Source organism: Myceligenerans xiligouense, from assembly GCF_003814695.1.
Classification (GTDB): Bacteria; Actinomycetota; Actinomycetes; order Actinomycetales; family Cellulomonadaceae; genus Myceligenerans; species Myceligenerans xiligouense.
Genome location: NZ_RKQZ01000001.1, coordinates 116,707 through 141,516, shown reverse-complemented (window position 1 = coordinate 141,516; position 24,810 = coordinate 116,707). Strand labels below are relative to the sequence as shown.

The window sequence follows — 24,810 nt, the reverse complement described above, 5'->3', positions numbered from 1 at the left end:
CTCGTTCCCGGGCACACGGCGCAGGCTGTTGCTGCCCGACGACGAACCCGCGCACCCCGGACCCAATGTGGCCGCCACCACCGGAAATACCCAGCTACTGAAGCGATTAATCCGGTGATATCACAGGAGAAGGCCGCTGCCGCACCTCAGCCCGCGGACGCGACAGCCTTCTCGCAGCGGCCACGCATCTCGTCGCTGAGCCGGCAGTCACCGGCAGCCTCCGCGGCGAGCAGCCGGCCGGCGAGACCGGCGAGTCCGGCCGGGGCGGAGTTCCCACGCCCACCGTCGCGCGGCTCGGGGCCGCGCGCCGCCGGGCGATACGCCGCGAACCAGTCCGCGATCCGCACCCCGTGGCGGGGCACGTGGACGACGTCGATCGAGTCCCCCGCCCCGACCTCACCCGCCTCGGCCACCCGCAGGTACGCACCGGTGCGATTCGCCTCCGTGAAGCGGCGCACCCAGCGGTCCTCGCCCATACGACGCTGGAACGTCGCGCAGGGTGTGCGCGGCTGGGTGACCTCCAGGACCGCGGTGCCCACCCGCCACCTCTCGCCCACCACGGCGGTGCTCACGGCGATGCCGGAGGTGCGCAGGTTCTCGCCGAACAGCCCGGGCGCGACCTCCCGGCCCAGCTCGCCCGCCCAGTGCTGGGCGTCCTCCTCGGCGTAGGCGTACACGGCCTGGTCGTGCCCGCCGTGGTTGGCGCGGTCGGCCTGGACGTCCGCGTACAGGCCGAACCTGCGAGCCCTGACCCTGCCGTCCACGGGACGCTTGTCGATGGCGGTGATACCCACCGTGCCCGCGTCGGGGAGCAGCTGATGGACGCGGCAGACGGCGAGGATCGATCCCATGGCGGACATCCTGGCAGGTTCACTCGAAACCAGGCGCACCCGTCCCGGCGCCTCCGCGAGGCCCGGTCAGTTGTCTCGCGGGTCCGACTTCCGGACCAGGTCCTGAAGGGTGCGCTGCACCTGCTCGACGTCGGGCACGTCGTCGAGCACCATGCCCTCGCGATCCGAACCGTCGGAGATGACGAGCGTGCCGCACCCGAACAGGCGGTCGTCGAGCTGCTTCTCGAAGGTCACGTCGTTGATCCGGTAGAGCGGGATGTCCCGTCCGGTGTGCGTGAGGATCCCCGTCCGCAGCGACACCCGCTGGTTGGTGACGACGTAGGTGGTGGTGACCCACTTCAGGTACGGCGGGATCGTCGCCGCGACGACGAGCAGGACGGCGACGCCGGTGGCGAACAGGGGAGCCCACGAAGGCAGGCCGAACATCGGCGTCACGATCCAGCTCCCCACGGCCACCGCGCCGAGCACCACGATCCACGCGAGCGGCCGCAGGAGCACCTTGCGGTGCGTCCGCAGCCGCAAGATGACGGCCTCACCCTCGGCGAGGTGCTCTTCTCGAAGACCCATGCGTGGCATATTGCCACGAATCGGAAGGCGCGCGGTACGAACGCGGCCGGAGTGGCTCATGGCAGCCACTCGACCACTGGATCGGCGTATGTCAATATAGACGCATGTCGATCCAGAGTCGGGAGGATGCGAGCGGCGCCGCGGAGGGTCACGCCATCGGCGCCGACGCCGCCAACGCCGTCGCACACACCCTCAGAGCCCTCGCCGACCCCCTCCGGCTGCGCATGCTGTCGGCGATCGCCACCGATCCCGACGGCGAGACCTCCGCCGGGGAACTCGCCACCCTGACCGACGTCGCCCAACCCACCGTGTCGCACCACCTCAAGGTCCTGCGCGACGTGGGCCTGCTCACCTCCGAGCGCCGCGGCACGTTCGTCCTCTACCGGATCGCGCCCGGCTACCGCGGAGCGGTCACCACCCTGCTCGACAAGTTCGCCCCCTCCGCCGTGAGCGTCGGCAAGGGTCCGCACCTGACCGGCCTCACCGACGTCGACCACGAGCTGACCAGCCTCGCGGCCTCCCTCACCACCCGCGTACCGGGAACCACCCCCGAGGAGTCCCTCCGGGTGGTGCGCGAGTCGTACGCGGCGCTCGCGCGCCGGGGCGGCATCGCGACCCATCTCGTCGCGCTGACCGAGCACTTCGCGCGGCAACGACTCGACGACCTGGCCACGGCCCGCGCGTCGGGTGATCCGGGCGGTGTCGCGCCGGAGGCACCGGACGCGATGTCCGGCCGGACGGTGACGGACCCCGCCACGGCCGCCGTCGTCCCCGGAACGGCAGCTCCCGGGACGGCAGCGCCCAGGACGGCCCGCAAGCCCCAGGTCCTGTTCGTCTGCGTGGCGAACGCCGGGCGCTCGCAGCTCGCCGCGGCTCTCCTGGCGCACTACGCCGGAGACCGCGTCGTCGTCCGGTCCGCGGGCTCGGCGCCCGCGCCCGAGGTGCACGACACCGTGCGCGCCCTGCTCGCCGAGATCGACCCGTCCGCGGCCGAGCCCGGCGCGCACCGCGGCATCTTCCCCAAGCCGCTGACCGACGACGCCGTCCGCGCCGCCGACGTGGTCGTCACCATGGGCTGCGGCGACGCCTGCCCTGTCCTGCCGGGCAAACGGTACGAGGACTGGGTGGTGGGCGACCCCGCCCTCGCCTCCCCGGCCGGGGTGGCCGCCATCCGCGACGAGCTCGACCACCGCGTGCGGGCCCTGCTGGCGGAGTTGCTGCCCTCCTGACCGACCCCCTCCGACCCGACCCCCGACCCACCGCTGCCCCGCGCGGGCCGCCCGAAGGGCCCGGGCACGATCGTGCCCGCTGCCGACACCCCGTACGAGAACCGTCTGGAGCATTCCCATGAGCACCCCTTCCGCGCTGTTCGTCTGTGTCCACAACGCCGGCCGTTCCCAGATGGCCGCGGGGTTCCTGCGCCAGCTGTCCGGCGGCGCCGTCGAGGTCCGCTCGGCCGGGTCGGAACCCGCCGAGCAGATCAACCCCGTGGCCGTCGACGCCATGCTGGAGAAGGGCATCGACATCCGCGCCGAGCGGCCCAAGGTCCTGACCACGGACGCGGTGCAGGCCTCCGACGTCGTCATCACGATGGGCTGCGGCGACGCCTGCCCGATCTTCCCCGGCAAGCGGTACGAGGACTGGGCGCTCCAGGACCCGGCCGGCCAGGGCATCGAGGCCGTGCGGCCGATCCGCGACGAGATCGAGCAGCGCGTGCGGTCGCTGATCGCGGAGCTGGGTGTGGAGGCCGTCGCCTGATGTCGCAGGAGACGACGGCGGCCGGGGACGGGCATGCCGGAGATGTCACCGGGGCGGCAGCTGCCGACGCCGGCACGCTTCCTCGCCCCGCAGCCGAACCGGACATGCGGGCGGAAGCACCCGCCGGGCCCGGCGGGGACGCGGAGGCGCTCGCACTCTGGCGGCGCGCCGTCGCCGAGGCACTCGGAACCTGCCTGCTGGTCGCGATCGTGGTGGGCTCCGGCATCATGGCCGCCTCGCTGTCGGACGACGTCGGCCTGCAACTGCTGGAGAACAGCCTCGCCACGACCCTCGGGCTGGCAGTTCTGATCGCGGTGCTGGGGCCCGTGAGCGGCGCGCACCTCAATCCCGTGGTGACGCTGGTGGACTGGTTCACCAGCCGCGGGACCGGCGCCCCGGACGACGGCGGGGTCACGGCTCGTGCCCGTCTCACCGGCGCGGGAACCTATGTCGCGGCCCAGCTCACCGGCGGGATCACCGGTGCGGTCCTGGCGAACGCCATGTTCGGCGTGCCGACCGGGTTCGCGGCGACCGAGCGGGCCACGGCGCCGCACCTGCTGGCGGAGGTGATCGCGACCGCCGGGCTCGTCCTGGTCATCCTGGGCCTGCTCCGGTCCGGGCGGGAGTCCTGGGTGCCCGCCGCCGTCGGGTCCTACATCGGGGCGGCGTACTGGTTCACCGCGTCGACGTCGTTCGCCAACCCCGCGGTGACCGTGGGCCGGATGTTCAGCGACACCTTCGCCGGGATCGCCCCCGGATCCGTGCTGCCGTTCATCGCCGCCCAGCTCGTGGGCGGCGCGCTCGCCGTCGCACTGGCGGCGGTGCTGTTCCCGCGTGCCCGCCGGGAGCACCACCGCCGCTGAGGGACATGCGAGGTGCGGCTCGCTGTCGGGTGGTCGGTCACCCGATCACCCGACAGCGGACCCCCTGCGTCAGTCGGCCGATCGGCCGTGGGCGACGCCCGTGGCGAACCCGCGCACCGCGCCCTCCGGCGGCGCACCGATCGTGATCGGCTGCGGTGCCGACGGTCCGGCGCAGCAGCTGTCGACCTCCGTCAGGGCGGCGGCGAGCGCCTCCGGCGGAACGGTGCCGTCGTCGTCGGCCCGCATGGCGAGGTCCGAGGAGCAGACGCCGGTCTCCGGGAGGTCGAGCCGCACGGCGTCGGCGGCGGCGCGGTCGCCGGCGAGCGCCGCGGCTACCGATCTGACCTGCTCGTATCCGGTGGCCAGCAGGAAGGTGGGGGCGCGGCCGTAGGACTTCATGCCCACGAGGTAGAAGCCGTCGTCGGGGTGGGCGAGCTGGGCCTCGCCGTGCGGCGGCACGGTGCCGCAGGAGTGCTGGTTCGGGTCGATGAGCGGCGCGATCCTGCTCGGGGCCTCGACGACGGGGTCGAGGTCGAGGCGCACCTCGCGCAGCATGTCGAGGTCGGGCCGGAATCCGGTGGCGGCGGAGATGGTGTCGACCTCCAGGTCGAGCGGACCGTCCACGCCGTCGCGCCTGCCGGAGCCGACGACGCGGACGGCGTCCGCGCCGAGAGGTGACAGGGCGTCGATGACCGCGCGGGTCACGAGGGTGACGCGGCCGCCCTCGACCGCGTCGCGCAGGCGGGTGCCGAGCAGCCCGCGAGCCGGGAGCTGGTCGTCCGAGCCGCCACCGTAGAGACGCCGCGGGGAGGCACCGCGGACGGCCCAGGTGATCCGGGTGCCCGGCTCCTGCTCGGCCAGCTCGACGAGGCCGAGCAGCGTGTTCGCGGCCGAGTGGCCCATGCCGACCACGAGGGCGTGGCGTCCGGCGAAGCGGTGCCGGTCCCGGCCGAGCACGTCCGGAAGGGCGCCGGCGAGGAACGCGGCGGCGTCGGCCTCACCAGCGGCGGGCAGGCCGGACGTGCCGAGCGGGTTCGGCGTGCCGTACGTCCCGGAGGCGTCGACGACGGCGCGTGCGAGCACGTCACCGCCGTCGGTCCGCACGAGCCAGGGCCTGCGCTCGCGGCCGAGGGATCGCGTCCGGTCGGCACCCTGTCGTGCCACGGCCCTCACCCGGGTGCGGAACCGGACCCGGTCGCCGAGCGCCTGGGCGAGCGGCGCGAGGTAGCGCTCGACGAGGTCGGCGCCGGTGGGGAGGGTGTGGGGATCGGGCTCGACCCAGCCGCCCGGCGTGGAGCCCGGGGAGGTGAGCAGGCGGCGCGCGGCCTGGTCGATGTCGTAGCGCCACGGCGAGAAGAGACGGATGTGGCCCCAGTCCGCGACGGCGGCGCCGGGGCCGTCGCCCGCCTCCAGCACGAGGGGTTCCAGCCCGCGCTCCAGCAGGTGCGCGGCGGCGGCCAGGCCGGTCGGTCCGGCCCCGATGACGACGACGGGGAGCTCCTCGCGGGGCGTCTCGGTCATGTCAACTCCCTTTGATCGAAGGTGGTCGATGAATGCCCGGCCAACATATCCATAAACTTCGATGCGTGGCAAGATGGTGTCATGACCACCGCGGAACTCACCCTGACGGCACCACCCGGGACAGGTGCGGCATGCTGCGCGCCCCTCGTCCGCGAGGGGATCGCGCCGGACGCCGCGGCCGAGCTCGCCCGCGCCTTCAAAGCACTCGGCGACCCGACGCGGGTCCGGCTGCTCTCGCTCGTCGCGGCACACGAGGGCGCGGAAGCATGCGTCTGCGACCTCACCGAGCCGGTGGGACTGGCGCAGCCGACGGTGAGCCACCATCTGAAGATCCTGGTCGACGCCGGTCTGCTCACGCGGGAGAAGCGCGGCAAGTGGGCGTACTACGCCGTGGTGCCGGGCGCCCTGACCCGCCTGGGCGCACTGCTGACCGAGTCCACGCGGACCTGAGGACACGACGCCGGCCGCGTGGACACGCGCTGGGCCCGGCGCGAGTGTCAGACACCCGGGGCATGCTGGTCCCGACGGAGGGAGTCATCATGACCGACACGCAGCAGCCCGGCATCGCCCGCATGGGCTCCGTGATCCTTGACGTACCGGACCTGGCCGCATCCACACGGTTCTGGACCGCCATCACCGGCGGGGAGATCGTGTCGCTGGACGACGACTGGGTATCGACCCGCACGTCGGACGGCTGGAACCTGCACTTCCAGCTCGCACCCGGCCTGATCCCGCCGGACTGGCCGGGCCAGGAACGTCCGCAGCAACTCCACCTGGACCTGCTCACACCCGACGTCGCCGCGGCCACGCAGGCCGCCGTGGCACGCGGCGCCACCGTGCTCCGGGCGAACGACGAGTGGACCACCCTCGCGGACCCGGCAGGGCATCCGTTCGATCTCTGCGTCGCCGAGGGCAACCCCGGCACCACCGTCATGGGCCTGACGTTCGACGTCCCGGACGCGCACGCCGCCGTCGAGTTCTGGTCCGCACTGATCGGTGAACCGGTCGTCCACGACCAGGACGGGATAGCCATGACCGGAGGTGCCCGGCCGCTCCTGTTCCAGCAGGTCGAGAACTACACGCCGCCCGCGTGGCCGGATCCCGCACGGCCCCAGCAGGGCCACCTGGACGTGTTCGTCGACGACCTCGACGCCGCCGAGCGGGCCACGCTCGCGCTCGGCGCGACCCGGCTCCCGGGCGGCGGTGAGACGTTCCGTGTCTTCGCCGATCCCGCCGGCCACCCGTTCTGCCTCTGCCTGCACGAGGAATGAGCCGCCCGCGTGGCGGGCCCTGGCTGACGGCCTCTCCCGCACGCGCGGGAGGTCCCCGGGCACCGGCCGCAGCCGGTGCCGCGGGATTTCCCCTACCTCGCGGTGGCCTGGACGTAGGTGAGACGGCCCATGGACCAGTCCTCGTGGGCCACCTCCCGGGCGTTCTCCAGGCCGGCGCCGGCCAGGAGGCGCGGAATCCCGTCGCCGAGGTTGGCCGCGACGACAGGGCTCGTCTCGCCGCGCCGGCGCATCGGGGCGACCAGTTGCTTCCACAGGTGGGCGAACCAGCCGCCATGGCCGTGGCCGTGGCCCTCGTGACCTCGGCTGCCGCGCACGGTGCCGTGGGCATGGTCCCCGTGGGCATGGGCTTCGTGACCGTGGCCGTGCTCACCTGGGCCGGCGCCGTTCCCGTGAGTCGGCGCCTCGGGCCCCGCCTCTCCCCCGCCCATGTCGAGGATCGTGACCCTGCCGCCGGGCCGCAGCACTCTCGCCACCTCGCGGGCGAACGCCGGGCGCTCGTCGTCGGGCACGTGGTGCAGCGCCATGGACGAGACCACGTGGTCCACGGTGCCGTCGTCAGCCGGGAGCCGGTCGGCGAAGCCGCGCACCAGGGTCCCCTGGCGACGCGCCCGGCGCAGCTTCCGGGCGGCGAGGTCGAGCGCCTGGCGGTCCGGGTCCAGTCCCGTGACTCGCGCTCCCGGCGCGGCGTCGAGCACCGCGAGCAGGAGACCGCCGGTGCCGCAACCGACGTCGAGCACCGACTCGTCGTCGCGGATGCCGGCCAGGTCGACCGTGCGCGCGTACCGGCGACGCATGCCGAGCAGGCCGACGGCGACGTCGAAGAACGGCGTCAGCCAGTTCTTGCCCATCCCGGGAAGGAAGGAACGGCCGGCCGACTCCGGGTCGGTGGCATCGACGATACGGACGTCGGGTGGGGTGCTCATGGCGGTGTCCTCCGTGACGGGGCGGGGTGGTCCTGGAATGCTTCCTGATGGACAGCATCCGCCGTCGTCGGAGGGCACGGCAGGACGGAACTTCGGAGGTATGGGAGATTCCTCGGACGCGCCGACGACCCGCGAGGGAGACGGCCCGCGGCCCGCACGCGACACCCGGCTGCTCCGGGTGCGCTCCGACGGCACGCCCGTGTACGGCTACGACCAGCGCCCCGGCGTCCCGTCCATCGGAGTGGTGCGCATGGGGGCCGACGGGCACCGGTCCGGTGGGCGAGAGAGCGGCGCGCCGCCCGACCGCCGCCACATCCACGACTTCCACGTCCTGACCTACGTCCACCGGGGTCACGACACGGTCCGGGTCGACGGCGCCGACCACGCGCTGCGCGACGGCGATGTGCTCGGTGTCGCCCCGGGCCAGGCGATCGAGGCGGGCGACGCCCTCGCGTCGGAACACGATCTCGCGTGGTCGCTGAGCTTCCTGCCCGACGTCGTCCCCGCGCTCGCCGCGGTCTCGCCCCTCGTCTGGAACCTGCATCCCCTGCTGCGTGTCTTCTCCGCGGTGGACGCCCGGTACGGGTCCGGCCCCTCCGGACAGCGGGAGCAGGACGGCACGACGCGCGCCCGACCCGACGACGGCGGTTCGGCGCGCGAGATCGCCTCGGTACCCGGCACGGAACGGGAACGCTGGCGCGGCTGGTTCGAAGACCTCACCGAGGAGGTCACGCACCCCGAGCGGACCGGCGCGCCGGAGGCGATGGTGGCCGGGCTCACGCGCATCCTCGTGGCCGCCGCCCGGCTGACGCCGGGGCCGCCGTCCCCGGCGCCCGATCCACTGCTCGTGCGGGTGTTCGACCAGGTGGAGGCCATGTTCCGGGACCAGGTGTCGGCGGGTGACGTGGCACGCGCACTGGGGTACACCCCCGGTCATCTGACCACGGTGGTCCGTGAGCGCTCGGGTCGCACCGTGGGCGAATGGCTCGGCGAGCGCCGCCTCACCGAGGCGCGTCGTCTGCTCCTGGAGACGGACCTGCCTCTCGGTGCGATCGCCGCACGCACGGGGCTCGCCGACGGCGCCTACCTCGGCAGGCGCTTCCGGCGCCGCTACGGGACGAGCCCGGACCGCTGGCGGCGCGAACGCCGGGGCACGTGAGGCTCCCGGGGTCAGTCCGCGGTCGCACCGCTCATCGTCGCGGCCAAGGACTCCTCCACGAGCGCCGTGAAGATCCCCTCCAGGACCCGTGGGCCCACCGACCACGAGGTGAGCAGTTCGGTGACCGTGACGGTGCGCAGATCGCCCGCCGTCTCGAGGCCGTGACGCCGGAGCACGTTCCGCTGCCGGGAAGGGAGGTCGAGGTTGTTGAGTCTCAGCTCGGCGGGAAGGCGAGGAAACACCGACCCGATGTAGCTGGTCGGCCGGTGCTGGATCGCCAGCTTGGCCACCTCCAGCGCCACCGCGGGCATCTCGGGCTCCGGCGTGGCGGCGATGGGCTCGGACCACCGCGGATCGGGCTGGTTGGCGTCGAGGCCGGCGACGCCGGCGAGCCAGGGGAACGCGTCCGTCCACAGCAGGGTGGGCGGCGTCTCGGGCGCTGCTGCTTCACTCATTCGGGTTCCTGGGTGCCATCTCGCGTCGTTGGGTCCGTGGTCCTAGCATCCCCAACCTCACCAGGTTATCCGAGCGTGCGACACGAAAATCGGGGAACTTCACCCGCTCGGGGCGGGTGAAGTTCTCAATCTCGTCCGGCCGCGGGCGTGATGCCCGCGGATCGGTCACTCCATCGGGTGCAGCAGGCGGTGCAGGAACTGCCGGGTGCGGTCCTCACGCGGCTCCCGGAACATCCGGTCCGGGGCCCCGCGCTCGACGACCACGCCGCCGTCGAGGAACAGCACCTCGTCCGCCACCGCCCGGGCGAACTGCAGCTCGTGGGTGACCACCACCATGGTCCAGCCCTCGTCCGCGAGCTCCTTCATCACCGCCAGCACCTCACCGACGAGTTCGGGGTCGAGGGCCGACGTCGGCTCGTCGAACAGCAGCAGCTCGGGCCGCAACGCCAGAGCGCGGACGATACCGACCCGCTGCTGCTGTCCGCCGGACAGCTCGTGGGGGTAGGCGTCCCGCTTCTCGGCCAGCCCGACGCGGTCCAGCAGCGCCGTCGCGCGTTCGACGGCCTGGGCCCGGGGCACACGCTGCACCTGCACCGGCCCCTCGATGACGTTCTGCACCACGGTGCGGTGCGGGAACAAGTTGTGCTGCTGGAACACCATCGCCGAGCGGTCGCGGAGAGCGAACCGCCGCTGCTTGGTGACCTTCCGGGAGAAGTCCAGCACCAGCCGGTCGCGTCCAGGGGGTTCCGACCGGGCCTCCCCGTTCTCCGCTCCGCCGTCCCGGGCCCGCCGCGGGGAAGGTGCGGCGGTGATGGTCCCGGCGTCGGGCATGGCCAGGCCGTTGAGCGAGCGCAGCAGCGTCGTCTTGCCGGAGCCCGACGGTCCGATCAGCGCCGTGACGCTGCCTCGGCGCACGTCGAGGTCGATGCCCCGCAGCACGTGGTTGTCCCCGAACGACTTGTGCAGGCCGCGCACGGTGAGCAGCGGCGTACCGGGCCGGGAGTCGCCACGGGGCTCCAGCACGTCTCCGGGGTCTTCCGGCCCGGCACCGGTGGCGTCAGTGGGCGACATAGCGGTCCAGCCTCTTCTCGATCGCGGTCTGCCCGGCCGCGAGGACGGTGCAGAAGATCCAGTAGATCAGCGCCGCCTCGAGGTAGATCAGAATGACCTCGTCGGAGTTGCTCGCGGCGATCTCCTGCGCCCTGCGGAACTGCTCGGTCACCAGGATGGTCGAGGCCAGCGAGGTGTCCTTCACCAGTGAGATGAAGGTGTTCGACAGCGGCGGCACCGACACCCGCGCCGCCTGGGGCAGCACGATCCTGCGCAGGGTTCGCGCGGTGCCCATGCCGACCGTGTACCCGGCCTCCCATTGCCCGCGCGGCACGGAGAGGATGGCGGCCCGCACGATCTCGGCGGCGTAACCGCCGACGTTCAGCGAGAACGCGACGATCGCGCTCGGCCACGGGTCGATGACGATGCCCAGGTTCGGCAGGCCGTAGAACACGATGAAGAGCTGCACCAGCAGCGGCGTGCCGCGGATGACCGAGACGTAGGCCGTGCCGATCCAGGCCAGGACGACGTTCGGCGAGAGGCGCAGCAGCGCCACGAACAGGGCGATCACCAGGCCGATCGCGAACGAGACGAGCGTGAGCGGGATCGTTCCGGTCAGCCCTCCGGACAGGATGGGCCAGAACGCGTCCCGGGCGAGTTCCCAGTCCACTTACTCGGAGACGTCGTCGCCGAAGTACTTCTCGCTGAGCTCGGCGAGCGTGCCGTCCGCACGGAGCTCGTCGAGGGCTCCGGTGATCTCCTCGGCGAGCGCCTCGTGCTCCGGGGTCACCACGAACGCCGACTCGGAGGTCTCGTCCGTCTCGGCCGCGATCTTCAGCCCGGACTCCCCGTTCTCGTTCACGTAGTCGAGGTAGGTGAGCGTGTCGTTGATGGTGGCGTCCACGCGGCCGTCCCGCAGCAGTGCGACGGACTGCGCCCAGCCCTCGACGTTCTCGATGTCCGCGCCGGACTCCTCGGCGAGGTCGCGCCAGTTGCTCGTCAGCGACTGCGCCGTCGTCCTGCCCGTCAGGTCCTCGAACGAGCTGATGTCGGCGTTGTCCTCCGTGACGACGATCGCGCCGCGCGAGACCGTGTAGGGCGCGCTGAACGCGTACTGCTCCTCGCGCTCCGGCGTGATCGTGACCTGGTTGGCGATGGTGTCGAACCGGCCGGCGTCGAGCCCGGCGAAGATCGCGTCCCACTGGGTCTCGGCGAACTCGATCTCGAGGTCCAGCTTCTCCGCGACGGCTTCCGCCACCTCCACGTCGTACCCCACGAGCTCACCCGAGTCGTCGTGGTAGCTGAACGGGCGGTAGGTGCCCTCGGTCGCGACCGTCAGGGTGCCGCCGGTGACCAGCCCCAGACCTCCGTCGTCGTCAGAGCCGCCGGACGAGCACGCGCCGAGCACCAGGAGGGCGATCGAGGCGGTGGCGGCTGTGGCGAATGCACGGATGCTGGTCATGTGCGGGCCTTTCGGATCGTCGGTGCGCGGATGCTACCGCGCGTCCTCCGCGACCTCGCATCGGGTCCACGGATCGTTCCCATCAACAGTAACGATCGTTCCGGGCATTCCACGTCCCCGAGGTGGTGAGAGGTGTCACGCCGGCCGGTCACGCACGGGTGCGGGCTGGGGCTTACCTTGGGCTCGTGACCAGACTGATCCTCTCGCACGCCCGCATCCTGGGCGCAGACCACCTCGTCGACATCCAGGTCTCGGGCGGCACGATCACGCGGGTCGTGCCGGCTTCCGCGGACGACGCCGACCGTGGACGAGCGACGGCAGGCGCCGGCACCGCGGCGCCGGAGGTCGTGGACCTGGACGGGCGATGGGTGCTGCCGGGCCTGTGGGACGCGCACACGCACATGGAGCAGTGGGCGCTCGTGCGGCGACGGCTCGACGTCGCTCCGGCGACCTCCGCGGAGCACGCCGTGCGACTGGTCCAGGACGCGCTCGACGCACGCATCGCCGAGGGCACCGACGAGGACGAGCCGCTGGTGGGCTTCGGGCTGCACTGGGCGACCTGGCCGGAGCCGCCGACCGCGGACGCGCTCGACGTCGTCGGGGACGTGCCGGTGGTGCTGCTGTCCTTCGATCTCCACTCCGCCTGGGTGAACACGGCGGGGCTGCGGCGCCTCGGGATCGAGCATCCGACCGGGCTGCTCCTGGAGGACGAGATGCTGCCTGCCGAGCAGTTGGACCACCCGTCCGGCGCGACGCTGGACCGGCTCGTGCACAGTGCCGCCCAGGCCGCCGCGGCCCGGGGTGTGGTCGGGGTCGTCGACTTCGGCATGGACGACAACATCGGCGCGTGGCGGCGCCGCGTACCGCACTGGGACGGACTGCGCGTGCGCGCGGGGGTCTGGTACTGGGACCTCGACGCGGCGCTGGCCGAAGGGCTGCGCACCGGCGACCCGCTGGACGGGCCCGCGGAGGCACTCCCGGGCCGCCTCGGGGGCGTTCCGGCGCGCGCACCCCGGTCGGCGCGGCGCCCGCTCGTCGAGATGGGTTCGCTCAAGGTCATCAGCGACGGCTCGCTCAACTCGCGGACGGCCTGTTGCTTCGACCCGTACCACGGCTCCGACGGTCCCGACGCGCACGGCATGCTCAACGTGCCGCCCGAAGAGCTCCAACTGCTCATGAAGCGCGCCACCGACGGCGGCCTGACCTGCGCCATCCACGCGATCGGCGACCGCGCCAACGCCCACGCGCTCGACGCCTTCGAGATCACGGGGGCGCGCGGGTCGATCGAGCACGCGCAGCTCGTGCGGTGGTCCGACGTCGAACGGTTCGCGGCGGGTGGCGTGACCGCCAGCGTGCAGCCCGAGCACGCGATGGACGACCGTGACGTCGCGGAAGGCCTGTGGCCGGACCGGACGGACCGCGCGTTCCCGCTGGCGACGCTCGCCGCCGCCGGTGTGCCGCTCGCGCTCGGGTCCGACGCGCCGGTCGCCCGCCTCGACCCGTGGTTCGCGATCGCCTCCGCGGTGACCCGGTCCCGCGGCGGCCGTGAGCCCTGGCATCCCGAGCAGGTGCTCACCGTGGAGCAGGCGCTCGAGGCGTCGACCGCCGGGCGCGGGGTCACGCCCCGCGAGGGCGGGCCGGCCGACCTCGCCGTGCTGGACGGCGACATGCCGGGGCTCGGCGCGCACCAGGACTACCTGGTGCAGCCCGCCGACCCGTCCGACGTCTCCGAGGCGCTCCGCACGATGCCGGTGGCGGGCACGCTCCTCGACGGCCACTGGACGCACCGCGCGCTCTGACCCACGACCACGCCCGCGCCGGCCGCGACGACCACGTCATCCTGTGACGACCACGCCATCCTGCTGGGTGGTTGCGTCCCCACACCCGCGAGATGGCGTGGTCGCCGCCCGGTGGTCGCCGCCTGGTGGCCGGTGGTCGCCGCCCGGTGGGGGGCACAGCCGGTGGCGCAGGTTCAGTTCGGGGTCTCGCCGGGGTAGGTGAGACCGATCTGGGCGCGGATCTCGTCGAGAGTGCCCATGATCGCCACCGTCTCCGCGAGCGGGAGGATCTCGCCGTCCGTCCGGCCCTCGGCGATCAGACGCTCCGCCTCCAGCGCCTGGAAGTGCATGCCGCGGCCGGTCACGGTGCCGTCGCTGCTGAACTCCTCGGTCACCGTGCCGTCGACGTCGTACACCCGGAACGACGTCGGCGTGAACCACCACGGGTCGATCTCGATCCGCCCGTCGGTCCCGAGGATCGACGCCGTGACCGGCCCCCGCGTGTCCGACGCCGAGATGGTGGTGGCCAGCCTGCCGCCGTCGTACCCGAAGATCGTCGCGATGGTGGCGTCCGCGCCGGTCTCCTTGAAGGTGGCGTGCGACTGGATCGTCAGCGGCTCGCCCAGCACGTCCCAGGCGAACGAGATCGGGTAGATCCCCAGGTCGAGCAGCGATCCGCCGCCGAGCTCCAGCGCGTTGATGCGGTGCGTGAGGTCGTCGGGCAGGTCCTGGCAGTGGTCGGCGATCACGGTGCGGACCTCGCCGAGCGTGCCCGCGGCGAGGATCTCCCGGATGCGCGCCATGTGCGGCAGGTAGCGCGTCCACATCGCCTCCATCGCGAGGAGGCCCTTCGACTCGGCGAGGTCGGCGATGCTCTCCGCCTCGCGGCGGTTCAGCGTGAACGGCTTCTCCACCAGCACGTGCTTGCCGGCGTTGAGGACCAGCGCCGCGTCGACGGCGTGCATGGGGTGCGGGGTGGCGACGTAGACGATGTCGACCTCGGGATCCGCCACGAGGTCCTCGTACGAACCGTGTGCGTGCGGGATACCGAACTCGTCGGCGAAGGCCCGCGCCTTGTCCGCGGAACGCGAGCCCACGGCCTGCACGGTGAAGCCGTTGGCCCGGAGGTCACTGGTGAAGGCGTGGGCGATACCGCCCGTGGCGAGAATGCCCCAACGCAGGTGTGTCATAGGGCGGAGCCTAGTGGCGGACGACGACGGCCGTGGGCCGCTTCCACGGACTACCCGCGAGCCGCCCGGCGGACGTATCGCATGTCCCAGAGCGTCAGGGCCAGGGCGGCGAGCACGAAGGCTGCGCCCGCCAGCGGGACGAACTGCGGCCCCCAGGAGGCGACGACGTAGGCGCCGAGCGCCGCGCCGGAGGCGATCCCGATGTTGAAAACCGCGCTGGACAGGGCGGTCGCCATCTCCGTGGCCCCGGGCGCGACCTGCATGGCCAGGTGCGCCGCCACCGGGGGGACGAGGCTGAAGGTCGTTCCGAAGAGCAGCATGCCCACGATCGCGGCCCCGGGCGCCCCGCCGAAGAACTGGAGCACCAGGAGGAATATCGCCACTCCCGCCGCGCCGCCGGCGAGCGTCCACCACGGCCACCGGTCCAGCACCAGGCCCGCCAGCAGCGTTCCGCCCAGGCCCGCGGCTCCGCTGGCCAGCAGCAGCAGCGACAGCCACCGAGCCTCGAACCCGGCCACCTCCAGCAGGAACTGCGTGATGAACGTGATCCAGGCGAACGCTCCGGTCACGAGCAGGAGCGTCACCGCGAGCAGCACCACGAAGCGGCGCCGGTCCGGGTGCGTGCCGCGGGAGGTGTCGTCCCGGGCCTGCGAGGCGTCCGGCATCGTGAGCAGGATCGCCGCACAGGCCACGGCGCTGATCACGGCCATGACGAGGAACGGCGTGCGCCAGGTGGTCAGTTGCCCGAGCCACGTGCCGAAGGGAACTCCGAGCATGGGGCCGAGCGAGTTCCCGATCGCCAGGCGCGCGATCATCTTGCCGCGCACGTCGCGGGGGAACATGCTCGCGGCCGCGGGCATGACGATCGCCCAGAACAGTGCCTGCCCGAGCGCCGTCACCACCCGTGAGGCCAGCAGGTCCGTGTAGCCGACGGCGAACGTCGACCACGTGAGCCCGACCGCGCAGACCGCCGTCGTCCCCGCGAGCACGGCGCGCCGGCCGAACCGCCGGGTCAGATGGGCGAGCGGCACGGTCGCGACGACGACGACGGCCGCGTACGCGGTCACGAGCAGGCCGATCTGGGAGGTGGTGCGCTCCAGATCGCGGGCCATGATCGTGAGCAGCCCGCCGGGGAGGTTCTCCGCGGTCACGAACATGAACGCGGACGTGGCCAGCGCGATCAGCGCCACGACGGCGCGGCGCTGAAGAGCTCCCTGCTCCGGGGAGGACGCCGGGCCGGCTTGGGGTGCAAGGTTCGATCGCATCGATTCGAAATTTTGGCACACGACCGCAACCGTTTTCTCCGGTGCCCACGCGGACGTGGGAACGGTACCAACGGACAATATGTCAATCCTGGCGGGATTCCGCCATTGACGATGGCGGAATCCCGCCGGTTTATTCCTGATATAAGTTCAAGTAGTGTGCCGCACGCAACATTTCCGAAATGGAACGGTGATTGAGTCACTCGTCGGACGTCGCGGTCTGCACAGGTGACTCGGCGCCGACACCTCCAGCTCGGTCGGACACCCCGGTACGCGCGGGGACCCGGTCCACCCGCGGCAGCCGGCCGCGGCAGGACCAGGCCCCTCGGTACCGCTGTGCTCCGGCCTTCCCAGGGCCGGAGGCACTCACACCCCGGAGGAATCCATGAATCCACGAATCAGCGCGGCGGGCGCCGGCGCGGCTCTGCTGCTCACCGGTGCGCTCGTGCCGGTCAGCGCCGCAGCCGCGCCGGGCGCCGCGGAGCCGGATCCGGCGACGCTCGCTCAGCAGCGGGAGGACGACCGTCCTGACGCGCTCGCTCAGAAGCAGCGTGAGCGGAAGCAGGAGGCGGTCGAGATGGTCGCCACCGGTGAGGCGAAGGTCACCACGCGCGGCAAGGGCGACCGGAGGTCCAGGGTCGTCAAGATCGCGCCGGGCGAGTACGTCGAGTACGGCGCCCAGGAGACCTCGCAGCTCTTCTCGATCCTGGTCGAGTTCGGCGACGGCGACGGGTCGCCCTACTTCCCCGACAGCCCGGCCGGGCCGCTGCACAACGAGATCCCGGAGCCCTCCGCGAACGACAACTCCACGTACTGGGAGAGCGACTTCTCGCGCGACCACTTCATGGACATGTTCTTCCACGGCGACGCGAACGGCGAGTCGTTCCACGACGTCTACGACGAGATGTCGTCAGGCCGCTTCGACCTCCAGGGTGACGTGTCCGACTGGGTCACCGTGCCGAACCGCGCGTCGTACTACGGCGGCGGCAGCGCGGCGGGCGACGAGACCGGCGAGACCATGACCGCGTTCATCCAGGACGCGGCGGACGCCTGGTACGAGCAGCAGATCGCCTCCGGCAAGACGCACGACGAGGTCGTCGAGTACCTCCAGTCCTTCGACGTGTGGGACCGGTACGACGCCGACGGTGACGGCATCATCAACGAGCCCGACGGCTACATCGACCACTTCCAGGCGATCCACGCCGGCGAGGGCGAGGAGGCCGGCGCTCCGCCGTGGGCCATCTGGTCGCACCGCTGGGCGGTCAACCAGGGCGGTCTCTGGGAGGACGGCCCGGCGGAGTTCCCGAAGCTGGGCGGCGTCAAGATCGGTGACACCGACATCTGGATCCGTGACTACACGACCGAGCCGGAGAACGGCGGCCTCGGCGTGTTCGCGCACGAGTTCGGCCACGACCTCGGCCTGCCGGACTACTACGACACCTCCGGCGGCGAGAACGGCACCGGATTCTGGAACCTCATGAGCTCCGGCTCGTGGCTGGGCCACGGCGACGGCCACATCGGTGGCACCCCGAACCACATGGGCGCCACCGAGAAGATGTTCCTCGGCTGGCTGGACTACGAGACCGTCGAGGCGGACGCCTCCGGCAAGGTCAACCTCGGCCCGGCGTTCCACGCCACCACCCGGCCGCAGGCGGCGCTCGTGAACCTGCCGGACGGCACGGAGAGCATCGAGGTGGGCGTCGACCCGATCGACGGCAAGTACGCCTACTCCGACACCGGCAACAACATGAACGCCACCTTCGCGTCACCCGAGTTCGTGGTGCCCGCCGGCGGCCAGCTGTCCGCCCAGGTCAACTACGAGATCGAGGAGGGCTACGACTACGCCTTCGTCGACGTCACCACCGACGGCGGCGCGACCTGGACCGCCCTCTCCACGAGCGAGTCCTCCGACGAGGACCCGAACGGCACCAACCCGGGCGGCGGCATCGACGGCTCGTCCGGCGGCTGGACCGAACTGACCGCCGACCTGTCGGCCCACGCCGGTGAGACGGCACAGATCCGGTTCCGCTACACCTCGGACGGCGGCGTCAACGAGCGCGGCCTCGTGGTCGACACCGTCGCCGTGGGTGACGCGCTCGTCGAGGACTTCGAGGACGCCTCCGACTGGACGGGCGACTTCAAGATCGCCACCGACGGCGCCTACGACGCGACGTTCTCGCACTACTACCTCGCCGAGCACCGGGTGTACGGCGGCTACGACGTCACGCTGAAGGAGGGCCCGTACAACTTCGGCTGGACCGAGTCCAACCCGAACCGCGTCGAGCACTTCCCCTACCAGGACGGCCTGCTGATCTGGTACGTGAACGGCCTGTACGGCGACAACAACACGGCCACCCACCCCGGCCACGGACAGGCCCTGCCCGTGGACGCCGACGCGACGCCGCTGAAGTTCTCGGACGGCACCATCGCCCGCAACCGGATCCAGTCGTACGACGCCACGTTCGGCCTGCAGCGGAAGGACCGGCTCTTCCTGCACAGCGAGGCCGGTGACGCCCCGGCGACCCTGCGTACCCCGTGGTGGTCGCGGCAGACCCGGACGTTCGACGACAGCGACCCGTACGCCTACTACGACGAGTCCAACCCGGGCCACTCGGTGATCGTCGGCGGCACGGGCACCAGCATCAAGGTGCTGTGGCAGAACAGCCGCAACGGCCACATGACGATCAAGGTCGACCGGTCCTGACCGACACGGCCTGATCGCCGCGCGACGACGCCGGCCCGCATCCTCTGGTGGAGGATGCGGGCCGGCGTCGTCGGTCGTCACGGGGGTTGTCGTCCTGGGCGCCGCCCCTCGTGAGCCGGCAGAACTAGTTCCCCTTCTCGACGTCCTCCGCCAGGGTCCCCAGGTAGAGGGAGATCACCTTCGGGTCGGCCTGCAGTTCCTGGCCGGTGCCGGTGTACGCGTCCTTGCCCTGGTCGAGCACGTAGCCCCGGTCACAGATCTGCAGGCAGCGCCGCGCGTTCTGCTCGACCATGATCACGGACACGCCGGCCTTGTTGATCATCCGGGTGCGCAGGAACGCCTCGTCCTGCCGCACGGGCGACAGACCCGCCGACGGCTCGTCGAGCAGCAGCACGGACGGGTTCATCATGAGCGCGCGGGCCATCGCGACCATCTGCCGCTCACCGCCCGACATCGCACCCGCCCGCTGGCCGCGCCGCTCCCCCAGCGTGGGGAAGAGGTCGACGATGAACTCGAACCGCTCGTCGAACGTCCTCGGGCGCAGGTACACACCCATTCGCATGTTCTCCTCGACGGTGAGCGAGGGGAACACGTTGTTCGTCTGCGGCACGAACCCCACGCCCCGCGCGACGAGCGAGTTCGCCTTCATGCCGGTGATGTCCTGGCCCTCCAGCGTCACGGTGCCGGAGGTGACGTTCACCAGCCCGAACAGAGCCTTGAGCAGCGTGGACTTGCCGGCGCCGTTCGGGCCGATGATCCCGACGAGCTCGCCCTTGCCGACCTCGATCGAGCATCCGTTGAGGATGTTCACGCCGGGCACGTAGCCGGCGATCAGGTTGTCGGCCTTGAGCAGAAGCTCCTTGTCGGCCGGAAGGCCCGGCGTCGGGCCGCTCTCCGCAGCCGCCTCCTGCGTCGCGGTCGCCTCGGTCATCGCTTCTCCTCCTCGGCTTCGAGCCGGGCCAGCACCTCGGGGTCGAGCAGCGCGTCGTCACCCAGGTCGGTGTCGTGGTGCGCGCCCAGGTAGGCGTCCACCACCGCTTCGTTCTTCATCACGGACCCGGGCGGTCCCTCCGCCACGATCCGGCCCTCCGCCATGACGACGACCCAGTCGGAGATGTGCCGCACGGCATGCATGTCGTGCTCCACGAAGAGCACCGACATGCCCTCGTCGCGCAGGTCCTGGATGTGCCCCAGGAGCGACTGCACGAGCGCCGGGTTCACGCCCGCCATCGGCTCGTCGAGCATGATCATGGCCGGGTCGGTCATCAGCGCGCGTGCCATCTCGAGCAGCTTGCGCTGGCCGCCCGACAGCGACCCCGCGAACTCGTCGCGCATCGTGTCGAGCTTGAAGCGCTCGAGGATCTCGAGGGCCTTCTCCTTGTTGCGCGCCTCCGTACCGGCCCAGATCGGCTGGAACATCGACGCGAACATGCGCTCGCCCGGGTTCTTGGTCGCCGCGAGCAGCACGTTCTCCAGCACCGTCAGGCGCGACAGCGCCTTGGTGAGCTGGAAGGTCCGCACCATTCCCGCTCGCGCGACACGCGCCGCGCTCTTGTGGGCGATGGGCTCGCCCTGGAACGTCCACGAACCCTGGTTCGGCTTGTCGAAGCCGGTGAGCAGGTTGAAGAAGGTCGTCTTCCCGGCACCGTTCGGCCCGATGAGCGCGGTGATCGTGCCCCGCTCGACCTCCAGGTAGTCGACGTCGACGGCCGTCATGCCGCCGAAGCGACGCTGCACACCGCGCGCCGTCAGGATCGCGTCCGGCTTGGCGACGCCCACCTCCGGCGCGACGTGCGACAGGTCCCGCCCGGCCCGCTTCGCGGTCTCGCTCAGGACGGGCGCGTCCTGCTCGTCGCCACCCGCGCCGGCCCCGGCGTCGTTCTCGTTCACGGTCTTCTCATCGGGCATCGAGGGCCAGCTCCTTCTTGTTCCCCAGGATCCCCTGTGGTCGGAAGATCACGATCAGCATGAGGGTCACACCCACGAGGACACCCGCGACGTGGTCGACGTTCTGGGTCGGGATGGGCAGGAAGTCCATGACGTCGGTCCGCATCCCCGTGCGCACGAGCATGTACACGAAGAAGAACAGCATCGACCCGAGAACCGGGCCGAACAACGTCGCGGCACCACCCAGCAACATCACCGTCCACACCCAGAACGTCATCGTGCGGCCCATGGCATCTGGCGCCAAGTTGCCGGGCATGATGAAGATCACACCCGCAAGCGCGCCGAGTACGCCACCCAGGACGAGCGCCTGCATCTTGTACGAGTAGACGCTCTTACCCAGAGCGCGGACAGCGTCCTCGTCCTCCCGCACACCCTTGAGCACGCGCCCCCACGGACTGCGGGTGAGCAGCCAGACGACGATCAGCGCCAGCACCACGAGGCTCCACGCGAAGATGCGCGTCCACCACGAGTCGGAGCCGTTGTTGAGGTATTCGAGCGGACCGACCATGGTGCGGCCGTCCGGCAGGAACGACAGGTCCTGGAACGACCCCTTGTAGTCGCCACCCCGGATGCCCGCGGCCCCACCGGTGTACTCGTCGAACATGGTGGATCGCCCGAGCATGCGGATGATCTCCGCGGCCGAGATGGTCACGATCGCCAGGTAGTCGCCCCGCAGTTTCAGCGTGGGCAGACCGAGGACGACCGCGAAGAGGGTTCCGGCGGCCATCGCGATGATCAGCGCGACCCAGAACGGGGCGCCGGAGATCGTCGCGATGCCGAACCCGTAGGCACCGAGAAGCATGAAGCCGGCCTGGCCGACGTTCAGCAGTCCCGTGTAGCCGAAGTGGACGTTCAGGCCGATCGCGGCGAGTGCGTACGCGGCGGTGGCCGGCGCCAGCAGCTCCCCGAGGGCCAGAGTGAGTACTCGAAGCAGTTCTTCCATGACGAGGCTCCCTTCAGCCGATCCGCTCGCGGCTGCCGAGGATGCCCTGCGGCCGGATCAGGAGGACGAGGATGAGGATCAGCAGGGCGGTCGCGTAACGCACGTCGCTGGGAATGACCAGCCCGGCAAGTTCGACGACGAGGCCGATCAGGATGGACCCCACGAGTGCCCCGTACGCCGTGCCGAGACCACCGAGGGTCACGGCGGCGAACATCAGCAGCAGGAGCTGGACGCCCAGGTTCCAGGTGAAGGATCCGAACGAGATCCCGATGAGCAGACCGGCGAGCGCGGCGAGCGCGGTGGCCGAGACCCACACGATGCGGACGACGGCGTCCGGGTCGATCCCGGTGGCCGAGGCGAGCGCCCGGTTGTCGGCGACGGCGCGGATGGCCCGGCCGATCCGGGTCTTGGTGAGCAGCAGCGCGATGCCGATGATCACGACCAGGGCGACCGCCATCGAGATCCACGAGGCCCGGCTGAGGGTGATCCCCGCGATCGTCGTCGGCACCGGGTTGGTGGTGATGATTCGCATGGACCCGCTCTCTCGCCACTGCAGCGCGTACTGCAGGGCGAGCGAGAGACCGATGGTCACGAGCATGAGCTGTGCCGCGGGAGTGCCTCGCCGGCGTAGCGGGCGCCAGATCGCCGCGTCCTGGAGCAGACCCGTGAGGCCTCCGATGACGACGATCAGCAGCGCGGCGACCCAGACCGGCAGGCCCAGCTGGTTGATCAGGATGAAGCCGCCCATCGCGCCGATGACGACCTGCTCGCCGTGGGAGAACGACGAGATACCGGTGGTGCCGAAGATGAGGCTGAGGCCCACCGAGGCGAGCGCCAGCAGCAGACCGAACCGGAGGCCCGAGCCGACCTGCTGCCAGACCTGTCCGAACGACGGCAGGCCGGAGACGCTCACGTCCTCCTCGACGAGCCCTTCCGCTCCTTCCGCGCCCGGATCGTCAGCCGGCGCGCCGGTCTCGGTCTCGGTCTCGGACGCGTCCGGGTCCGGCGCCGGACCCCTGCCGATCGTGAACGCACCACGCGCGGTCGCGCCGGTCTGGGCGCTGAGTTCGCGCTCCGTGGGATCGGCGTGCGTGTCGTCGGGAAGCGTGTCCGTGTTCACGGTCAGCGTGTAGGTGCCGCGCTGGGGCACCTCCACGGACACGGGTCCCTCGCCGGTCGTGGTGACGACGGCCTCGAACTCCTCGCCGGCGATGGAGACCTCCACGCCCGGCACGGGATCCCGGTTCTCGTCGAGCACGATCGGCGAGACACAGGTGGTACTCGCGTCGGGCGTGCAGTCTGTCGCGATGTCGTCGATCGCCGCTCCCGCGGGTACGGCGAACATCACCGCGCCCGAGATCAGCGCCGCGAACGCAGCCATGATCACGGCGAGCAGGCGCCGTGGGGCTGTCGCGATCATCGGTCGGTCGGCTGTCATGTGCCGGGTCCTCCGTGGTCTTCAGTGCCAGATGTCCGAGGGTTGCTCGGACAGTTCGGGAACCGCAGGTGACCAAAGGAGTTCAGTAACACTGAACAGGCCCTGAACCGCCGCGGATTCCCAACAGTGCCGGAAGTGTAGCCGCGGCGTGTTTCACATCCACGATCCCATGGCACGGAGGCGGTTACGATTCGGCATCCCCTTGGTCACTCGCCGGCCAAGCCTGGTCGCATCCGCCAAAACCGGGCACCAGGGCCCTTGACAGTCGGACTTCCGAACCTGTCCCGCGGCGATCGGGGGCGACCGCACGTGCCCTGGGCCGAGCCGCGATACTGGGCCAATGACTTCCAGGCTCGCGCGGCTCGTGACCGTCCTGCTCCTCCTCGCCACCGCGGGGTGCGGCGGCCAGGCCGGGACGCCCCGCCCGTCGTCGTCCCCCACCCCTGGGACCACGACGCCTTCCGGAACCACGGCGCCTTCCGGATCCGCGACGCCGTCGCCTTCCGGGTCCACGGCACCTCCCGGAACGGCTTCCGGCCCGACGACGGCCGCGCCGTCGTCCACCTCCGCCTCCCCGGAACCGTCGCGGTCCGCCGACCCGACAGCGCCCTCGGGGAGGGAACTCCTGGAGCGGATGACCCTCGAGGAGAAGGTCGGGGAGATCATCATGGTCGGCGTGCCGGTGAGCGGCGGGCGCGACACGGCGGCCGCCGTGATCCAGGAACACCACGTGGCGAACATCTTCCTGCACGGCAGGACCCAGGCGGGGCAGGCTCCCGTGCGACGTCTGGTGGTCGATTTCCGAACCCTCGGCGCCGCGGAGAACCCGCGCGACCCGCTCATGCTCGTCGCCACCGACCAGGAGGGCGGCACCGTGCAGGTGCTCCGCGGTGACGGGTTCAGCGATCTGCCGAGCGCCGTGGACCAGGCCGCCATGTCCCCCGACGAGCTGCGCCGCAACGCCGAGACCTGGGGCGCGGAGCTGGCCGACGTCGGAGTGAACCTCAACCTGGCGCCGGTGGCGGACGTGGTGCTGGCGGCCTCGGCGGCGTCGAACGCTCCGATCGGTGCGAACCGGCGCAACTACGGGTACACGCTGGACTCCGTGGTGGCCGGGTCGGTGGCTTTCGGGCAGGGGCAGCGCGCCGCCGGCGTCGCCACGGCACCCAAGCACTTCCCCGGGCTCGGCCTCGTGGTCGGGAACACCGACACGGCCACGGACGTGACCGACACCGTGACCGGGCCGGACGCGAAGTCCGTCGCGGCCTTCGCCGCGAACGTGGAGTCGGGGAGCGAGTTCGTGATGATGTCGTCGGCCGTCTACACGAAGATCGACGCCGAGCGGCCGGCCGTGTTCAGCCCCGCGGCGATCGACCTGCTGCGCGACGACCTCGGGTTCGACGGCGTCATCATGACCGACGACCTCGCCGCCGCGGCGCAGGTCCAGGCATGGACGCCGGGCGACCGTGCGGTGCTGGCGGTCGAGGCCGGCGTCGACCTGGTTCTGGCCTCCGCCGACCCGACGACCGCGGCGCCCATGGCTCAGGCGCTGGTGGAGCGTGCCGAGCGGGACCCGGGCTTCGCGAGCCGGATCGACGAGGCGGCCGCCCGGGTCCTCACCGCCAAGTCCGCCTTGATCGGCTGACA

General features: G+C 71.5%; 23 protein-coding genes. 9 read left to right on the top strand and 14 right to left on the bottom strand.

The features are described from left to right. Nucleotides 1-146 precede the first annotated feature (146 nt). Together EDD34_RS00595 and EDD34_RS00590 are read right to left on the bottom strand one after the other, a co-directional pair. Nucleotides 147-851 carry an MOSC domain-containing protein gene (locus tag EDD34_RS00595; protein WP_123812859.1) on the bottom strand — a complete coding sequence of 235 codons (705 nt, stop codon included), beginning with the start codon at nt 849-851 and terminating at the stop codon, nt 147-149. Nucleotides 852-917: 66 nt separating this feature from the next. After that, complete coding sequence (locus tag EDD34_RS00590) at nt 918-1,418, bottom strand: PH domain-containing protein (protein WP_170176919.1); 501 nt, start codon at nt 1,416-1,418, stop codon at nt 918-920. Nucleotides 1,419-1,522: 104 nt separating this feature from the next. On the opposite strand from EDD34_RS00590, the gene EDD34_RS00585 reads away from it, so the two are divergent. The 3 genes from EDD34_RS00585 (at nt 1,523) to EDD34_RS00575 (ending at nt 4,039) form a co-directional block, all read left to right on the top strand. Then, a complete protein-coding gene (locus tag EDD34_RS00585; RefSeq protein ID WP_123812857.1) occupies nt 1,523-2,647 on the top strand; it encodes a metalloregulator ArsR/SmtB family transcription factor in 1,125 nt (374 codons plus the stop codon). Nucleotides 2,648-2,765: 118 nt separating this feature from the next. Continuing rightward, nucleotides 2,766-3,176, top strand: a complete 411-nt coding sequence (locus tag EDD34_RS00580) for an arsenate reductase ArsC (RefSeq protein WP_123812856.1) — start codon at nt 2,766-2,768, stop codon at nt 3,174-3,176. Between the two features lie 104 nt (nt 3,177-3,280). Beyond that, on the top strand, nt 3,281-4,039 hold the full coding sequence (locus tag EDD34_RS00575) for an aquaporin (protein WP_123816225.1): 759 nt from the start codon (nt 3,281-3,283) through the stop codon (nt 4,037-4,039). Between the two features lie 69 nt (nt 4,040-4,108). On the opposite strand, the gene EDD34_RS00570 is transcribed toward EDD34_RS00575, so the two are convergent. Then, entirely contained in the window at nt 4,109-5,560 is a 1,452-nt protein-coding gene (locus tag EDD34_RS00570; protein WP_123812855.1) for an FAD-dependent oxidoreductase, read from the bottom strand. Between the two features lie 81 nt (nt 5,561-5,641). Here EDD34_RS00570 and EDD34_RS00565 point away from each other — a divergent pair, with 81 nt between their 5' ends. Beyond that, complete coding sequence (locus EDD34_RS00565; RefSeq protein ID WP_123812854.1) at nt 5,642-6,010, top strand: ArsR/SmtB family transcription factor; 369 nt, start codon at nt 5,642-5,644, stop codon at nt 6,008-6,010. A gap of 89 nt (nt 6,011-6,099) precedes the next feature. After that, nucleotides 6,100-6,831 (top strand): VOC family protein, encoded by a 732-nt coding sequence (locus tag EDD34_RS00560; protein ID WP_123812853.1) that lies wholly within the window; start codon nt 6,100-6,102, stop codon nt 6,829-6,831. Between the two features lie 92 nt (nt 6,832-6,923). Here the strand turns inward: EDD34_RS00560 and EDD34_RS00555 are convergent, their stop codons facing one another. Beyond that, nucleotides 6,924-7,775 (bottom strand): class I SAM-dependent methyltransferase, encoded by an 852-nt coding sequence (locus tag EDD34_RS00555; protein ID WP_123812852.1) that lies wholly within the window; start codon nt 7,773-7,775, stop codon nt 6,924-6,926. Between the two features lie 100 nt (nt 7,776-7,875). Between EDD34_RS00555 and EDD34_RS00550 the strand changes: the two genes are divergently transcribed. Continuing rightward, nucleotides 7,876-8,934 (top strand): AraC family transcriptional regulator, encoded by a 1,059-nt coding sequence (locus tag EDD34_RS00550; RefSeq protein ID WP_123812851.1) that lies wholly within the window; start codon nt 7,876-7,878, stop codon nt 8,932-8,934. 11 nt (nt 8,935-8,945) lie between these two features. On the opposite strand, the gene EDD34_RS00545 is transcribed toward EDD34_RS00550, so the two are convergent. The 4 genes from EDD34_RS00545 to EDD34_RS00530 form a co-directional block, all read right to left on the bottom strand. After that, nucleotides 8,946-9,389 (bottom strand): DNA-directed RNA polymerase subunit alpha C-terminal domain-containing protein, encoded by a 444-nt coding sequence (locus EDD34_RS00545; protein ID WP_123812850.1) that lies wholly within the window; start codon nt 9,387-9,389, stop codon nt 8,946-8,948. Between the two features lie 165 nt (nt 9,390-9,554). After that, entirely contained in the window at nt 9,555-10,460 is a 906-nt protein-coding gene (locus tag EDD34_RS00540) for an amino acid ABC transporter ATP-binding protein (protein ID WP_123812849.1), read from the bottom strand. Beyond that, nucleotides 10,447-11,109, bottom strand: coding sequence for an amino acid ABC transporter permease (locus EDD34_RS00535; RefSeq protein WP_123812848.1), 663 nt, complete (start codon nt 11,107-11,109; stop codon nt 10,447-10,449). The genes EDD34_RS00540 and EDD34_RS00535 overlap by 14 nt, the downstream gene beginning before the upstream one ends. Next, nucleotides 11,110-11,901 carry an amino acid ABC transporter substrate-binding protein gene (locus EDD34_RS00530; protein ID WP_123812847.1) on the bottom strand — a complete coding sequence of 264 codons (792 nt, stop codon included), beginning with the start codon at nt 11,899-11,901 and terminating at the stop codon, nt 11,110-11,112. It abuts the gene before it with no gap. A gap of 185 nt (nt 11,902-12,086) precedes the next feature. On the opposite strand from EDD34_RS00530, the gene EDD34_RS00525 reads away from it, so the two are divergent. Further along, nucleotides 12,087-13,700, top strand: a complete 1,614-nt coding sequence (locus EDD34_RS00525) for an amidohydrolase (protein WP_123812846.1) — start codon at nt 12,087-12,089, stop codon at nt 13,698-13,700. A gap of 173 nt (nt 13,701-13,873) precedes the next feature. Here EDD34_RS00525 and EDD34_RS00520 read toward each other — a convergent pair whose 3' ends face one another. Together EDD34_RS00520 and EDD34_RS00515 are read right to left on the bottom strand one after the other, a co-directional pair. Then, on the bottom strand, nt 13,874-14,869 hold the full coding sequence (locus EDD34_RS00520; protein ID WP_123812845.1) for a Gfo/Idh/MocA family protein: 996 nt from the start codon (nt 14,867-14,869) through the stop codon (nt 13,874-13,876). Between the two features lie 50 nt (nt 14,870-14,919). Next, nucleotides 14,920-16,134, bottom strand: a complete 1,215-nt coding sequence (locus EDD34_RS00515) for an MFS transporter (protein ID WP_123812844.1) — start codon at nt 16,132-16,134, stop codon at nt 14,920-14,922. A 382-nt stretch (nt 16,135-16,516) separates the two neighbouring features. Between EDD34_RS00515 and EDD34_RS00510 the strand changes: the two genes are divergently transcribed. Beyond that, nucleotides 16,517-18,835: an immune inhibitor A domain-containing protein gene (locus EDD34_RS00510; RefSeq protein ID WP_123812843.1), complete on the top strand. Its 2,319-nt coding sequence runs from the start codon at nt 16,517-16,519 to the stop codon at nt 18,833-18,835. A gap of 124 nt (nt 18,836-18,959) precedes the next feature. Here the strand turns inward: EDD34_RS00510 and EDD34_RS00505 are convergent, their stop codons facing one another. The 4 genes from EDD34_RS00505 to EDD34_RS00490 are packed head-to-tail and all read right to left on the bottom strand — an operon-like array spanning nt 18,960 to nt 23,163. Beyond that, nucleotides 18,960-19,766 carry an ABC transporter ATP-binding protein gene (locus EDD34_RS00505; RefSeq protein ID WP_123812842.1) on the bottom strand — a complete coding sequence of 269 codons (807 nt, stop codon included), beginning with the start codon at nt 19,764-19,766 and terminating at the stop codon, nt 18,960-18,962. After that, nucleotides 19,763-20,743: an ABC transporter ATP-binding protein gene (locus tag EDD34_RS00500; protein ID WP_123812841.1), complete on the bottom strand. Its 981-nt coding sequence runs from the start codon at nt 20,741-20,743 to the stop codon at nt 19,763-19,765. Before EDD34_RS00500 ends, EDD34_RS00505 begins: the two co-directional genes overlap by 4 nt. Beyond that, the gene (locus EDD34_RS00495; protein WP_123812840.1) at nt 20,733-21,725 is read right to left on the bottom strand and encodes a branched-chain amino acid ABC transporter permease; all 993 of its coding nucleotides are present in this window, start codon (nt 21,723-21,725) and stop codon (nt 20,733-20,735) included. Before EDD34_RS00495 ends, EDD34_RS00500 begins: the two co-directional genes overlap by 11 nt. A gap of 13 nt (nt 21,726-21,738) precedes the next feature. After that, nucleotides 21,739-23,163 carry a branched-chain amino acid ABC transporter permease gene (locus EDD34_RS00490; protein WP_123812839.1) on the bottom strand — a complete coding sequence of 475 codons (1,425 nt, stop codon included), beginning with the start codon at nt 23,161-23,163 and terminating at the stop codon, nt 21,739-21,741. A 340-nt stretch (nt 23,164-23,503) separates the two neighbouring features. Here EDD34_RS00490 and EDD34_RS00485 point away from each other — a divergent pair, with 340 nt between their 5' ends. Further along, nucleotides 23,504-24,808 carry a glycoside hydrolase family 3 N-terminal domain-containing protein gene (locus EDD34_RS00485; protein ID WP_123812838.1) on the top strand — a complete coding sequence of 435 codons (1,305 nt, stop codon included), beginning with the start codon at nt 23,504-23,506 and terminating at the stop codon, nt 24,806-24,808. Nucleotides 24,809-24,810 lie beyond the last annotated feature (2 nt).